General features: G+C 57.4%; 10 protein-coding genes and 3 pseudogenes. 3 read left to right on the top strand and 10 right to left on the bottom strand.

The annotated features are described in order from the left end of the window. The first annotated feature begins 139 nt into the window (after window positions 1–139). The 3 genes from PAF20_RS18690 to PAF20_RS18680 are packed head-to-tail and all read left to right on the top strand — an operon-like array spanning window position 140 to window position 3,972. Window positions 140–1,156: a glycosyltransferase gene (locus tag PAF20_RS18690; protein WP_271073703.1), complete on the top strand. Its 1,017-nt coding sequence runs from the start codon at window positions 140–142 to the stop codon at window positions 1,154–1,156. Then, the gene (gene glf / locus PAF20_RS18685; RefSeq protein ID WP_271073702.1) at window positions 1,153–2,289 is read left to right on the top strand and encodes a UDP-galactopyranose mutase; all 1,137 of its coding nucleotides are present in this window, start codon (window positions 1,153–1,155) and stop codon (window positions 2,287–2,289) included. Before PAF20_RS18690 ends, glf begins: the two co-directional genes overlap by 4 nt. A gap of 42 nt (window positions 2,290–2,331) precedes the next feature. Continuing rightward, window positions 2,332–3,972, top strand: a complete 1,641-nt coding sequence (locus tag PAF20_RS18680) for a sulfotransferase (RefSeq protein ID WP_271073701.1) — start codon at window positions 2,332–2,334, stop codon at window positions 3,970–3,972. A 331-nt stretch (window positions 3,973–4,303) separates the two neighbouring features. Here PAF20_RS18680 and PAF20_RS18965 read toward each other — a convergent pair. The 10 genes and pseudogenes from PAF20_RS18965 to PAF20_RS18630 all read right to left on the bottom strand — a co-directional run. Further along, a pseudogene (locus PAF20_RS18965) lies at window positions 4,304–4,570 on the bottom strand (transposase); the annotation flags it as partial. Window positions 4,571–4,842: 272 nt separating this feature from the next. Further along, entirely contained in the window at window positions 4,843–5,757 is a 915-nt protein-coding gene (locus PAF20_RS18670; RefSeq protein WP_271073700.1) for a glycosyltransferase family 2 protein, read from the bottom strand. After that, window positions 5,747–7,363 carry a glycosyltransferase gene (locus tag PAF20_RS18665; RefSeq protein WP_271073699.1) on the bottom strand — a complete coding sequence of 539 codons (1,617 nt, stop codon included), beginning with the start codon at window positions 7,361–7,363 and terminating at the stop codon, window positions 5,747–5,749. The genes PAF20_RS18670 and PAF20_RS18665 overlap by 11 nt, the downstream gene beginning before the upstream one ends. A 118-nt stretch (window positions 7,364–7,481) precedes the next feature. Next, window positions 7,482–7,952, bottom strand: a complete 471-nt coding sequence (locus PAF20_RS18660) for a MerR family transcriptional regulator (protein ID WP_271073698.1) — start codon at window positions 7,950–7,952, stop codon at window positions 7,482–7,484. 47 nt (window positions 7,953–7,999) lie between these two features. Further along, complete coding sequence (locus PAF20_RS18655) at window positions 8,000–8,932, bottom strand: replication initiation protein (RefSeq protein WP_271073697.1); 933 nt, start codon at window positions 8,930–8,932, stop codon at window positions 8,000–8,002. Between the two features lie 157 nt (window positions 8,933–9,089). Further along, a pseudogene (locus tag PAF20_RS18650) lies at window positions 9,090–10,652 on the bottom strand (Tn3 family transposase); the annotation flags it as partial. Window positions 10,653–10,955: 303 nt separating this feature from the next. Then, window positions 10,956–11,055, bottom strand: a pseudogene (locus PAF20_RS18645) (recombinase family protein); the annotation flags it as partial. A gap of 89 nt (window positions 11,056–11,144) precedes the next feature. Continuing rightward, entirely contained in the window at window positions 11,145–11,438 is a 294-nt protein-coding gene (locus PAF20_RS18640) for a hypothetical protein (protein WP_271073696.1), read from the bottom strand. After that, entirely contained in the window at window positions 11,420–12,088 is a 669-nt protein-coding gene (locus tag PAF20_RS18635; RefSeq protein ID WP_271073695.1) for a ParA family protein, read from the bottom strand. The genes PAF20_RS18640 and PAF20_RS18635 overlap by 19 nt, the downstream gene beginning before the upstream one ends. Before the next feature lie 98 nt (window positions 12,089–12,186). Further along, window positions 12,187–13,293, bottom strand: coding sequence for a replication initiator protein A (locus PAF20_RS18630; protein WP_271073694.1), 1,107 nt, complete (start codon window positions 13,291–13,293; stop codon window positions 12,187–12,189). Window positions 13,294–13,544: the final 251 nt, after the last annotated feature.

Below are 13,544 nucleotides of genomic sequence, written 5' to 3'. Positions count from 1 at the left end.
TGCGCGTTTCACGGCACTTTGAATAGCCCGTAGATTTCAGGCACTGGGTCGCGTAAATGATCCCGGAAAGAGGTGCAGGTTTGCGGCAGGGGCGATGCTGGCTACAGAAATATCCCAAGAGCAAGCGACCCGACCTGAGATGAGTACAGCCTCGCAGGCAACCATCGCTGCGCTTGTCGTGACCCACAACAGGCTGGAGAAGTTGTGCGTGACGGTCTCGCGCCTTCTGGCCGAAAGTCTCGATTACGTTCTGGTCTTTGACAATCATTCCAGCGACGGAACCGCAGCGTGGCTGGAGACGCAATCAAATCCGCGCCTCATCGTGATCCGCAGCCCTGAAAACCTCGGGGGAGCGGGGGGCTTCTCTCGGGGGATGTGCCACCTGGTCGAGCGGTTTGACCCGGACTGGATCGTGATCATGGATGATGACGGTCGTCCCTGTCCGGGCTGCATTGAGGCCTTCCGAAAGCTGCCCGGGGATGAGTGGGATGCCATCGCGGCAGCAGCCCTTACGCCGTCAGGGACAGTCTGTGAGATGAACCGCCCCTATCGCAACCCGTTCTGGCATCTTCCAGAATTCTTGCGAACCTTTCTGGGCGGCGGGCGGCGGGGGTTTCACCTGCCGGATTTGGCATATGACCCGCAGGCGGCGCCGGTGGCGGTCGACATGGCCTCGTTCGTCGGGCTGTTTCTGTCGCGCAAGGCCATCGCCATTGCCGGTTACCCGGATGAGCGGCTGTTCATCTATGGCGACGATCAGATCTATACGCTGACTCTGCGGCGTCGTGGCGGCAGTATCGGGTTTCTGCCACAGATCAGGTTCGAGCATGACACCACCTCGATTCAGGCAAACGGGCAGCTGGTGCTGAATCCGCTCTGGAAGGTCTATTACAATTACCGCAATGCGATCTTTGCCTATCGGGTCGCGGCGGGCCGGTGGTTCTGGCCGCTGTTTCCGGTGCTTGCGCTGAAATGGAACCGGAATGCGCGGCATTATGGCGATGACAGCGCGGAATTTCGCCGGATTTTGGGACAGGCGATCAGGGACGGGCTGTCCCGCAGGCTGGACCGCACGCATGATGAAATCACGGCCCTGACAACGGGTCGCCAGACTGCGGGGGAAATTCCCCGCAAAAGCGCAGGAGTCGGGAAATGAAAATGCTGCTTGTCGGGGCGGGATTGTCGGGCGCGGTCATTGGTCGCGCCCTGGCCGAGGCTGGCCATCACTGCCGCATCATCGACAGCCGCGATCACATCGGCGGGAATTGCTACACCCGGCGCGACGATGAAACCGGGGTCATGATGCATGTCTATGGCCCGCATATCTTTCACACCGACGATGCCGAGGTGTGGGATTACGTCAACCGCTTTGCCGCGTTCATGCCGTTTCAGAACCGGGTGAAAACCACTTCTCAGGGGGCGGTCTATTCACTGCCGGTGAATCTGCTGACCATCAACCAGTTTTTCGGCCAGACCCTGCGCCCCGACGAGGCCCGCGAGTTTATTAATCAGAAGGCCGATACCTCGATCGAGGAGCCGCAGAATTTCGAGGAACAGGCGCTGCGCTTTGTCGGTCGCGATCTTTATGAGGCGTTTTTCAAGGGCTATACCGAAAAACAATGGGGCTGTTCGCCGACGGAATTGCCGGCAAGCATCCTGAAACGGCTGCCGGTGCGGTTCAATTACGACGACAATTACTTCTTTCACCGGTTTCAGGGGATGCCGAGGGACGGCTATACGCCGATGATCGAGGCAATTCTGGATCATCCGCGCATCACGGTAGAGCTTTCGACGCCCTATGATCCGGCGATGGCTGCGGATGCGGACCATGTGTTCTGGTCCGGGCCTCTGGATGGTTATTTCGATTACCGTCTGGGCCGGCTGGGCTATCGCACGCTGGATTTCGAGCAGTTCACTTATGACGGCGACTATCAGGGCTGCGCGGTGATGAATTACGGCGACCGCGAGGTGCCCTGGACCCGGATCACCGAGCACAAGCATTTCAGCCCATGGGAAAATCATGAGGGCAGCGTCTGCTATCGCGAATACTCGCGCGAGGCCGGACCGGACGACATCCCCTATTACCCGGTGCGGCTGGTCGAGGAAAAAACGCTGCTGGCGCAATATGTCGATCTGGCGCAGGCAACCCCAGGTGTGACATTCGTCGGCCGTCTGGGGACCTATCGCTATCTCGACATGGATGTAACCATCCGCGAGGCGCTGGATACGGCGGGGGCGTTTCTGGACAGAACCGGGGAGATGCCGGCATTTGTGAAATTGCCGGTGTGATCGATTGAGATTCTATCCTGTTTCCTTAAGGGATAATAATGAATGGCGCTAAAATATTTCTTGAGAAACAGATCACGCATTACATCTCTCTCCAGAGATACACCATTTTCCATTGAGCTTCCTAACCACCGGCTTCAATATCAGCCGGGTGGAGCCACGCTTATCGTCTCCTTCGACAATGCAGCAAGGCCCGCCAATGAGCCATATGAAGGCCGCCCGACTTGGGGTGAAAGCTATTATCTAGAACAAGGTCACGCGCTTTTGGGCGTCATTGCCCGCAAACCCGACTGGTATCGCTGCACGCATTTGATTGCAGCTCTTGAGGAGATTGCCAATCAGGGCTTCTTTGACGGTTTTGCGCGCGTGGTCCTGACCGGGGGGTCCATGGGCGGGTTCGCGGCGGCTGCTTTTGCCCCGATCGCGCCGGGTTGCATAGTGATAGCCATGAGCCCGCAGAGCACGCTGAAAAGCGATCTGGTGCCTTGGGAAACGCGATTTGAAGCAGGCCGACGTCAAGACTGGTCCTTGCCCTATGGCGACGGCGCGGCCGGCATCCGATCGGCAAGCCAAGCCTATGTAGTATATGATAATCTTGATATTCCGGACAAGCGACATGCGGACCGGCTAACAGAAAGTGAGCAGGTTACACATCTGCGTGTCCCGGCTGGCGGACATGGTGTTCCGCCTACGCTGAACCAGATGGGTGTTCTGAAAAAGCTGACGGGAGAAATGATTGACGGCAGCGTCGATTCATTGGAATTTCCGCGATTGGCACGGTTGCGCCGTAAGACGCTGCAATATCGCCGCGTGCTGGCGAATCATGCCTTGATGCGTAAACGGCCGCATTTCTCTGAGCGGGTCTGCGAGCTGTCGATTCCGCTTTTTCCCAATTCGGACCTGCCCGATATCTTGAAAAAAGCCAGAACCGCTTCGAGAAATATTTCGAAACGGGTTCCGGATACCGTTCTCCACGCAAGGAAACCAAAGATGCCAGCCGTAGAGCCTCATCGCTTTGATCAGAAATTCCCAAATCTGAAGCGCAACATCTTTATCGTAACTTATGGGCGCACAGGTTCTACACTGCTGCAAAATCTGATGATGACGATTCCCGGTTGCGACATTCGCGGAGAAAATCACAATGTAATCGAATCGATCTGGAATGCGGCTATCCGCTGCCGTATGGCCAAAAACACCTGGGGTGCCAAGCAGCAACCCGAAAGCCATCCCTGGTATGGGTCTGACCAGATGAAGCCGGTGATGTTTGCGCGCGGTATGATCGACAGTTTTGTTGATAATGTGCTATGTCCGCCAAAGGATTGTCGCTATTTTGGGTTCAAGGAAATTCGCTATAATGCGTGGGGTGATCGTCTTCCCGAGGTCCTGGACTTCATGCGATTCCATTTCAAGGACGCGTTCTTCGTCTTTAACAAGCGTCATGTCGATGACGTTTCCAAATCAGCTTGGTGGAAGAATTGGAAGCGTGAAGATGTTGTAGCTCTGGTTGAGGGTATGGATCGTCGTTTTGGCGAGTATCACGACGCAAACCCGGAGTTTACCTCGTTGTTCAGCTATGAAGAATTCTCTACTGATCCGCAGGCTATGCGGCCATTGTTCGACAAGCTGGGCGAGCCTTTCAATGAAGCTGCAATCCGCGCTATTTTAGACATAAAGCTGACGCACTGAAAGGAAGGGCCCCGCAGCGGCGGGGCCTTCTCACATATTGACGATATTTGGCCGGAATGACATACCGCCATAACGTCGGCCTTCTTCCCTTTCAGCCGCCGTAAAGTCTCATCAACAGTCGATGCAGTTTTATGTCATTGTGACTGCGGCTTTGGATCATGTCCACCAGCCGATCCGGCAAGTCGCTGTTACCTTTTGCACCGACGTTTTTGCGATGTTCGGAAAAGCTCTGTAAGCCATGGGAGCGGGATAGATGCGTGAGCCCGGCTTCCAGTCGCTCGGTAACGCCGAGAAATGTGTAATATTTGCTGAACTTTTTTAGGGTCAGGATTCATAACCAATAGATGACGAGAGCCGCGAGGGCGATGGCTGAGAGGAAGACCTTGGGGCATCGGTCATAGCGGGTCGCGACGCGCCTCCAGTCCTTGAGCCTGCCGAACATGATCTCGATGCGGTTACGCCGCTTGTATCTCCGCTTATCGTATTTGATCGCCGTCTTGCGTTTCTTCCGGCCTGAGATGCAGGCACGTATCCCCTTGTCCTGCAACGCTTCTCTGAACCAGTCAGCGTCATAGCCACGATCTCCGAGTAGCCATTTGACGTTTGAACGAGGCACTGCGCGCCTCTGGGCTGCGCTGAAAGTCTAGCTAACATAGATGATCCCGCTCAGCACCTTGCAGTCGTCAGATCGGGCGCGTCCCCGGACTTTGGGAAAGAAGGGCTGAATCCGACGCATCTGTTGCGCGCTTAGCCAGAAATATCGCTTGTCTCTTTTTCTCATGACCAGCGTGAATCACTCAACACCCTAGCCTTCAAGAGAAATTTATAGGGATGGAGCCTAAACGCTCTTCTCACCGGCTGTCGCAGCTTCTATACCGTCTTGATCTCAGGGCGGAAGCCAAGGCCTTTGAAAATCGAGGCGTAGATCTCGCGGCGCATCTTGCCGGGGACATTCGCGCCCTTCATCTGCTGATGCACGCCATAAGCATAGCTCAGCACGCTCATCAGCCCGCCCTCGCGGCGGCGCCATGAGGCTTCGTTGCGGGCGCCATAGCGGAACTTCCACAGGCTTTTTTCGTTCACCAGCCCGAAATTCACCCCCCGGTTGTCGGGCGTATCGTGGATCACCCGGCTTTCGGGGACGAATATGCCCGGATAGGAACGCGACAGCCGCCTTGTATATTCGGCATCGTCGAACCAGATGAAATAATCGGCAATCGGCAGGCCGTGGGCCTCGACCGCCCAACGCGGGATCAGGAGCGACACGAATGAGGCGGAATCGACCAGTGCCCAGGCGGCATTGGGGCGCACGAAACGCGGCCAGTCCCAGACCGGGCGCGGTGTGTTCATCTCGCAAAGGCTGCCGTCGATCCATTCGACGCGTGAGGCGGCAAAGCTGGGGCGCCACTGGTTTTCCGCCTCGAACTGCCGGATCGCGTGCAGCAGCTTTTCGATTGCGTCCGGTTCGGGATAGGCGTCGTCATCCGAAACCCAGAAGTAATGGGCGCCATGCTCATAAGCGGCCTTGAGCCCGGCGTGAAAGCCGCCGGCGCCCCCGACATTCTCGGGCAGGCGCAAATAGCGGATCGAGAGATCCTCGCGCGCCCGTGCGATCACCATATCCTGCGTGTCATCGGTCGATGCGTTGTCCACCACCAGAATGACCTCTGGCCGGCGGGTCTGGCGTTGCAGGGCGTCGATGACCTTCGCCAACTTGGCCGAGCGGTTGAAGGTCACGATGACCGCAGCAGTCTTGTCCAGTGGACTCAATGTCTTATCCCTCATTCCGGGCAGCGTCCCGATAGATCGGCATCAGGACCTCCCTGGCCGTCATATCGCCGCTTATCTTGCTCAGGGCCTTTAGCAATTCCTGCTTTTGTCTGGCAAGGAAGGCCGGATCGCGCCAGAGCTGATCAACGATGCTCAGGATCTGGCGAACGGTGGCGCGCGGTGGCAGCGGCACCAGAAGATCCGGGGGGACGATCTCGTATTGCGAGCCCACATCCGTCGATACGGGGATGCAGCCATGCTTGATCGCCTCATAGCAGACCAGCGCCAGCCCCTCGTTATTGGAAGGCAAAAGCATGATGTCTGTCTTCTCAAGCAGGGCAGGCACGTCTGTATCTGCCGGCAGGAATGTGATCTGGTCCTGAAGCTCATAGCGCCGGGCCAGACCTTGCAAGGTGGTCAGAAACGGCCCCTCACCCACGATGCTTGCCTTCAATTCGACATTGTTCTGAACCGCCCAACGGGTCAGGCGCCTGAAGGCCTCCATCACGATCACCGGTCGCTTCTGATAGTAAAGCCTGCCGATAAAGCTGATATGCAGGCTCTTTTGCGTGGCCTGCATATTGAACTCCGGCATGGCCTGCATGTCCTTGTCCCGGTCAAGCATCCGGCCAAGCCGCACCTTGCCCACGACATGAAAGGTGTTGCGATAGTAATCGACCAGCTCGCCACTGATCACATGGTGGAGGTCGATGAAATTCGACCAGACGCCGGAAATCCGCGGATAGCCCCCATCCGCGTATTCGACGATATGGGTGCTGTCGATAACCTTGACCCATGGGGTCATCGACCGCACCTGAGGCAGGGCATCATAAAGCGGTGTGCAATGATGGATATGTATCAGCCGGATGTTTTCGGCCCGGATCAGATCCTCGATATAGCGGGGCCAAAGATGGTGGGGCAGATAACGGTCAAGGCGCAGGAAGGTGATATCAGGGCTGTCCGGCAGTTGCCCCTGCAGCCGCTGCAGCTCGGGGATGCCAGCGACAACGAAAACCCGAAGCCCTGCCTCATGGGCCCAGCGGATCGTGTCAAAAGCCAGCTTTTCGGCGCCGCCCACCTCAAGCCAGTGCATACCGATCAGGACAGCCGGCCTTTTGTCATTCGCAGGAGCGCCTGGCGCAGAAAACAGGCCAGACCCTTTGCCCAAGGGCAAGGCGGTGATCATGTGCCGGCCGTCCGAGCGCTTCTTGCGTAGCATTTCTGCAAGGTAGCGGATCTGTTCGTAGAGCATAGGAAATAGTCTGAAGACAGGTTTCAGCGGCCGTTGTGGCGCCCAGGGCGCAACGGTCTGCCGATATTCATTCGGCAAAGGCAGGCGGGGGATGGTGGTGGTCACCGTAACCGACAGGCCATCTCCTTGGGGGCTCGGCACAGTCATCTGGCCCAGATAGTCAGCACCGAGCTGGCCGGGATGCAAGGCAGCCTTCCCCTCGGTAACGATGGCTTCTCCGAAGATGGGATTTTTTCCCTCACGAAAGACAAAGCGCAGCTCTCGGGATGGGTAGAGGCGCCTGTAAATCGAAATGACCTTTTCTGCCTCTTGATTGATGTAATCTGCCACGTTCTGATCCAAGGAAATACTTGCTTGCAGGTTGTTCATCGCCTCTGGATGCCGGTTTCGCGGGCCGCGCGCAAGCCTGGCATGTCCCCAGCGCACAGCTCAAATTCCATGGGCTTCGCGCAGTGAACATATCCCCGCCGAGCCACAACTCGCCGTCCTATCCCGAAAACCTGCGCCACCACGGCCGCCTTGAGGCGGCCGCCTGGTCGGCCGCAGGAGTTTCAACTGCGGCCGGGCGCGTCTGGTCCGTCAGGATCGCTGCCAGCTTGCGCCGTTCCTCGCCCTCCCGATCCAGCCGAGCGCGCAGATCCGCGATTGTGTCCGCCCGGTCAGCCAGAATTTCGTCCTGCGCCTTGATCCGTTCACGCAATGTCGCAAGTTCTATCTGTAAGCCGTTGTCTTGCATGGGGGACTTCACCCCTTGCGCAGGGCTTGCGTCTTCTCGCATTTTCGGGTTGCGCAAGATTTGCGCTGTCGGGGAGAAGACGCGATACAACTCTGCCGGCTCAATGCGCCACGCGCCGGAATCGTCTTTCTTTGCCGATATTTTTCCTGATTTTATGGCGCGCGTGATGGTGGCAATATTCTTGCCTGTCGCCTCGGCCGCCTGTCCCGCAGTGTATTGCATAGCCCTTGCGTTCCTTTGCATTCACCCTTGCCTGCAACCCTTGCGTATCATACCCGCCCCACCTTGGCGCAGAAGTTTGAAAAGGTTGCCTCGATGTTGCGGGCGTCGAGGGGGATGTCGCGTTGAGCGCAAAAACGGCGGAAGTCTGATGCAATCAGGTCGTTGTCCTTGTTGCACCCCGCCGCCCGCTTGAGTTCGAGCCAATGCGGGCTGTAGGTGATCCCCCCTGCTGCGGGAAAGGCAACGGCCACCATCTCGGCCGTCCCGTTGCGGCGGGCTTCTCGACCGACCCTGGAGCCTGCCATCTCTCGCCTGGCCGCGCTTGGATCGCCCTTCACTCGCCAACCGATTGTGACGCTGACCACGCTGCGCCCACTCTTGTTCGGGGTGGCTGTCAGGGTCAGCCGCGACAAGTGATTGATCTCATCAATCGAGGGCTTGATAGCCCATCGGTTTAGTTCGGCAAAACGCTTGTGTTTGACATCTGCCACCCCAAACAGCGCCCGCAATTCAGGCACTGTGAAGGTCTTGGCGTTCATGCGATCGAGGTTCACCAGACTGGCGATGTGCTGGAACAATAGAACCGCATATTTGCTGGAGAGATGGAACACGGCCTGGCGGTCGAGAATGGCCCAGTGGTTCGATTTCTCGGCCATGTCGCGGAACATGCGCCCGAAGAACCACGACAGCAGCGTGTCGCCGCTGATGGGGTCTTTGCGATCAAGCACAGCATGATCCAGCAGCCCACCGACGATGACCCGTTGCGCATCGTCGGTGGGGTCGCCTTCGCGGATCACAACGGCCCGCAATTCTTCGAACAGTGGCGTGAGGCTGGCGCGGTCATGGTTCTTCATGCCGTGGATCTTGCGAATGTCGGAAAGGCGGATTTCGTGGCGCACATCGTCCGCCATCCTCCCGCCCGCCGTGCCGATCATCAGGTGCATGAGCTTGAGGGCCAGCAGAGAGGGCGCGTTGCGCATGTAGGGGTAGATTCCGGTAGGGGGCAGGATCGTATCACAAGGCCCTGACACCCCCTTCTTTCCTCCATTTTGAACTCTGTGCCGCCTTTGTGGTGGCGATGATCGCGGTGCGTCCGTTTGGGAGCCGTGACGGTGGCAAGAAATAGGGCTGATTACTTCACAAGCTGGCCCCGGTTTGCCGCCGCCACCGGTATTCGCCAGTGAGCAGGATGTGTGCCCAGCCGAGCGGCGAGATATGCGCCAGTAAATTGGGCGCACAATTCAACCCGGCCCGCTGACGCGCGGCGACGGCCTGACCGAGATGCTTGGTGTTCCAGTAGATGATGATGGCAGCGAGCAGGTTGAGGCCGGCCATGCGGTAGTGCTGCCCCTCGGCGGTGCGATCACGGATTTCGCCCTGTCGCCCGATGCGCAGGGCGTTTTTCAGGGCGTGATGGGCCTCGCCCTTGTTCAAGCCGATCTGGGCCCGGCGCTGCATGTCGGCGTCGAGTAGCCACTCGATGATGAAGAGGGTGCGTTCGATGCGGCCGATTTCGCGGAGCGCCACGGCCAGCTCGTGCTGGCGCGGATAGGCGGCGAACTTTTTGAGCAACTGACTGGGCGGCAGGACGCCCGTCGCCATGGTGGCCACGGCACGCAGGACGCCAGGCCAGTTCTGGACGATGACGCCTTCGCGGATCTTGCTGCCGATCAAGCCGCGCAACTCGTTCGGCGCGGTGGCGGGATCGAAGAGATAGAGCCGCGTTGACGGCAGATCCCGGATGCGCGGAATGAACCGGTAGGACAGCAGCGCGGTCACGGCAAAGACCTGATCTGTAAAGCCACCGGTGTCGGCATACTGCTCCGAGATCTTTTGTCCGGCCTCGTTCATCAGCAGCCCGTCCAGAATGTAGGGCGCCTCGCTCACGGTGGCCGGAATGTTCTGGGTGGCAAAGGGGCCGAACTGGTCGGAGACATGGGTATAGGCCTTGAGGCCTGGCTCGGAGCCGTATTTCGCGTTGATGAGGTTCATGGCTTCGCCCTGCCGGGCGGCGGGGAAGAATTGCCCGTCACTGGACGCGGTGACGCCCCCGCCCCAGAATTGGGCCATGGGCAGCCGGGCCTGTGCCTCAATTACCAAGGCGAGGGCCTGGTTGATGGCATCGCTCTCCATATGCCATCGCGACAAGCGGGAGAGTTGGAAGTAGTCATGTGTGCTGGTCGCTTCGGCCATCTTGCTGAGCCCAAGATTCAAACCTTCAGCCAACAGCACGGTCAGCATCCCGATCTGGTCTTTGCAGGGCGCGCCGGTCTGCAGATGTGTGAAGGCTTCCGTGAAGCCAATATCTGCATCGACCTCCTGCAGCAGTTCGGTGATCCGTATGGTCGGCAACCGGTCGTAGAGATCGAGCACCAGCTCGTCCGCCTCTTGCGGCACCGCCGCACTCAGGCGGTCAGTTTTCAAGACGCCATTCTCGATCGACCCGCCCGGGATCGCCCCTGCGCGAGCCGCCTTGGCCAGTCGCGCCAGCCCGTCGGTCATGCGCGCCTTGCGATCGGCAAGCCAGGTTTTCGGGTCGAGCGGCACCGTCAGCCTTGGCGCGCCCTCTACCGCCTCCGCAGGAACCAGGGCCTGCTTCAGATCAGCGTAGCGCCGGGAATGGAGGAGCCAGATGTCACCCGACCGGAACGCCTCCCGCAAATGAAACAGCACCGCAACCTCCCAGAGCCGATGGCCGTCACCGGCGGCAGCGTAAGCAGCCGTCGGTCGCGAGGACGTCGGAGCGGAAGAGGGCAAGGAGCAGTTTGGCGCAACAGTCGTGAGACGGGATCGGGAGAACCAGTGTGCAACAGAGTGCCTTTGAGCACGCGGCTTTGATCTGGACCCGACCTTCGAACACCATACGGGCCCGCGGCATGACCAAGGCCGCATCAGAGGCCGGACACATGTCAGCACCCGGTGACGCGCGGAAAGCAGCTCTGAAATTACCCCTTGCGCAAGGGGCGGTTACACATGTTGCACAAATCAAGTTCTGAGCGGAGTTCCCCCTTCGATCGCGCGCGCGAGCGGCCTGTAACCCCGCCATTGTGCGTTCGCGGATCAACTCGCTTTCAAATTAGGCAAGCGCAGCAAAGATGCCGAATGAAACGTTCCTTTATGCCGATAACCCATGTGATGGGTTAAGCGCCCCCGCAAGACATCAGATAACTGTTACCTGTTATCTGATGTCTGTTACCGCCTTCGTCCGTCGATTTCGGAAGCTTCAGGAATGTTTAACCCACCGGCTCTAAGGCATTCATAGAGAAGTTCTTTCTGAGTGACACCGCGTTTATGGGCCTCCGCCGCAAATGCTTCCTTGATCGGTTTTGGCACATTGGTGAATGAAAACTGGACGCGCGGCGCATCTTTCAGGGCTGACGACTTGGCTTTGCTCACGCTTGGTAGCGGGGCTGCCATCGTCTTCAGCTTATGAACGTTGCCATCCGCCTCCAGATCGTCATCAAGATTTACGCTGACTTTGGCCATGACCCGCTCCTATAGAAACCCAAGAGCCCCCTACCCTGCAAATCTGCAAGCACCGACTGAGCTGACCGCCGCGCCGATCCCTGCGGAACCTGGCCTGTGGAGGTCATTTCCTTGAAGCCCGTTCGATGTGCGCACATGGCATTGAGGCGCGGCACGTTCTGTGCGTCGAGTGCATCAACGATGGCCTGCGTGATGTTTGTCTGCGTATCCACATCCATCATGACCACTAACGCCGGAATTTCTTTCTCCATCGTCTCTGCGACACTCTGGACATGCGAAAACGTCCGCTTGGCCCCTTTGGCATCAGCCTCATTGGCTTTCGATGGGATCAAGATCAGATTTGCGGCTGCGATAGCATGCATCGCCATAGCCGACTTAAAACCCGCAGTATCGACAAAGATCGCATCGTAAGCAGGATCAGCCTTCTTCAGGGCTTTCACGGTAGGAATCAGCTTTTCGTCATCTTCTTCATAGAGCCAATCGAGATCTGTTTGTTCTTTCTTGGCCCATGCTTCCAAGTGGCGCTGAGGGTCAGTATCGATCACCGCGATCCTGGCACCATCTTGAACCATCAGACTCGCGATTGCTGTTAGAAGCGTTGTTTTGCCCGCTCCACCCTTTTCTTGCACTACGCTTATGACCTGAGTCATGGCCTGCCTCATTCTCGTTTCACTACCCTTAACTCATAACTGATAACTGTCAACTCATAATAATTATTAGATGACTAATATGGATTATGGGTTATCAGTTATGTAGCGCGCCCCTTTCGCTCATACCATTTTCGGCAAAAGCCCACGAATGCAGCATCAGGATGGCGCGGCGGATCGTTCATCCACATCCGCCATTCTTGCTCAAGAAAATACACGTCCCAGGTCGGAGCCGCCTTGCGGGCTTGATCGTAAGCATCGGACGACAGACGCACGGTGGCTTCTAAAGCAATCGCTGAGCTGTCGCCATAAACGCCCATAAACTCGGGTTTTGGCGTGACCTCTAGAACATCGTGCAGAAGCTTGAAGCCGTAATCCGGCATGTGTGATTGGTCTTCGTCCGCCTTGCAGATCGCCTTCACCAGGCGCTTGAACTCCTTTGCCGTTGAGGTCGATCCTGTCTTGTGTTGGAGCTTATCGAGTCCGATGCGCCAAACTTCTTGCTTGCCGCAATGCTTCCGGGCCAGCTCATAGAGCCGCCGTTCCAGAGGCTTTCTAAGCTGGAAATAGGCTTTGTGTAAGGTAAGTACATTCTTGTTTTCGATGGCTTTTACAAGCCAATCACCCATTTCAAGCTCGACGCTAAGCAAGCGACCCGTGGAATCTTCCTTGACGATCCGAGCATCGGTGATGAACGAGATCGAGCGCCACTCCCCAACACCGTGATCGTGGATGTTTGTTTCTATCTGAGTAAACTGAAGGCGGGTGAGGGCGCGACGGAGCGTAGCATAGGCTTGGCCCGTAGTGTGGCGGTTCGTCGCCTTGAGAAGGTCATGGGCTGAAATCTGGACCCGGCGACCAATTTCCTGGCCTTCATTTTTCGCAGCCATCAGCTGGCTCAACACGTAGATCAAAATGTCTCTGTCGAAAACATTGGCACGGCCTTCTTCGGCAGCAGGCGTGATCTTCACCTTCACATTGCCCTGTTCGTACTCAAATGCAGCCATGTCCTTTTTGACCGACAGTGAAAAGAGAGGATGCTCCATTGAGGCGCGGTCACTTTTCGGTGTCGCATCGAGGATATCGCACACGAACAAATCCGGCTCTATATGCCGCTGCGGAAGCAGTGCAGTGCGTTTGCGAGGCCTCGCCATTATTCGATACTCTACCCACCATTGTTCGACAGTCTGCCCACCAAGCAGGCGCATTATTCGATACTCTACCCACCATTGTTCGCTAGTCTACCCACCAATTTTCGATACTCTACACACCGGAGCGTAAAAATAGTGCAATATTTATAAATAATATCAGTGCCTTGCCTCTAATCCGATTCTCGTAACACTTTCTATAACACAAGTATAACACCCAGCTTGTCAGTCCGAGCGGACCACCAGCAGCACCTCGTTGGTAAAATACGCAAGCATCGACGCCTGTGGTTGTCGCTGCCCAAGAGGCCCCC

This window comes from Paracoccus albus (assembly GCF_027913035.1).
GTDB lineage: Bacteria > Pseudomonadota > Alphaproteobacteria > Rhodobacterales > Rhodobacteraceae > Paracoccus > Paracoccus albus.
This window is presented reverse-complemented; position numbering and strand designations above follow the sequence as displayed.

Excerpts from the sequence above, each read along its gene's own strand:
- PAF20_RS18670 (WP_271073700.1), bottom strand. The coding sequence starts at position 5,757 with ATGAGGGATAAGACATTGAGTCCACTGGACAAGACTGCTGCGGTCATC.
- PAF20_RS18630 (WP_271073694.1), bottom strand. The coding sequence starts at position 13,293 with ATGCGCCTGCTTGGTGGGCAGACTGTCGAACAATGGTGGGTAGAGTAT.
- PAF20_RS18665 (WP_271073699.1), bottom strand. The coding sequence starts at position 7,363 with ATGAACAACCTGCAAGCAAGTATTTCCTTGGATCAGAACGTGGCAGAT.
- PAF20_RS18635 (WP_271073695.1), bottom strand. The coding sequence starts at position 12,088 with ATGACTCAGGTCATAAGCGTAGTGCAAGAAAAGGGTGGAGCGGGCAAA.
- PAF20_RS18680 (WP_271073701.1), top strand. The coding sequence starts at position 2,332 with ATGGCGCTAAAATATTTCTTGAGAAACAGATCACGCATTACATCTCTC.
- PAF20_RS18660 (WP_271073698.1), bottom strand. The coding sequence starts at position 7,952 with ATGCAATACACTGCGGGACAGGCGGCCGAGGCGACAGGCAAGAATATT.
- glf (WP_271073702.1), top strand. The coding sequence starts at position 1,153 with ATGAAAATGCTGCTTGTCGGGGCGGGATTGTCGGGCGCGGTCATTGGT.
- PAF20_RS18655 (WP_271073697.1), bottom strand. The coding sequence starts at position 8,932 with ATGCGCAACGCGCCCTCTCTGCTGGCCCTCAAGCTCATGCACCTGATG.
- PAF20_RS18690 (WP_271073703.1), top strand. The coding sequence starts at position 140 with ATGAGTACAGCCTCGCAGGCAACCATCGCTGCGCTTGTCGTGACCCAC.
- PAF20_RS18640 (WP_271073696.1), bottom strand. The coding sequence starts at position 11,438 with ATGGCCAAAGTCAGCGTAAATCTTGATGACGATCTGGAGGCGGATGGC.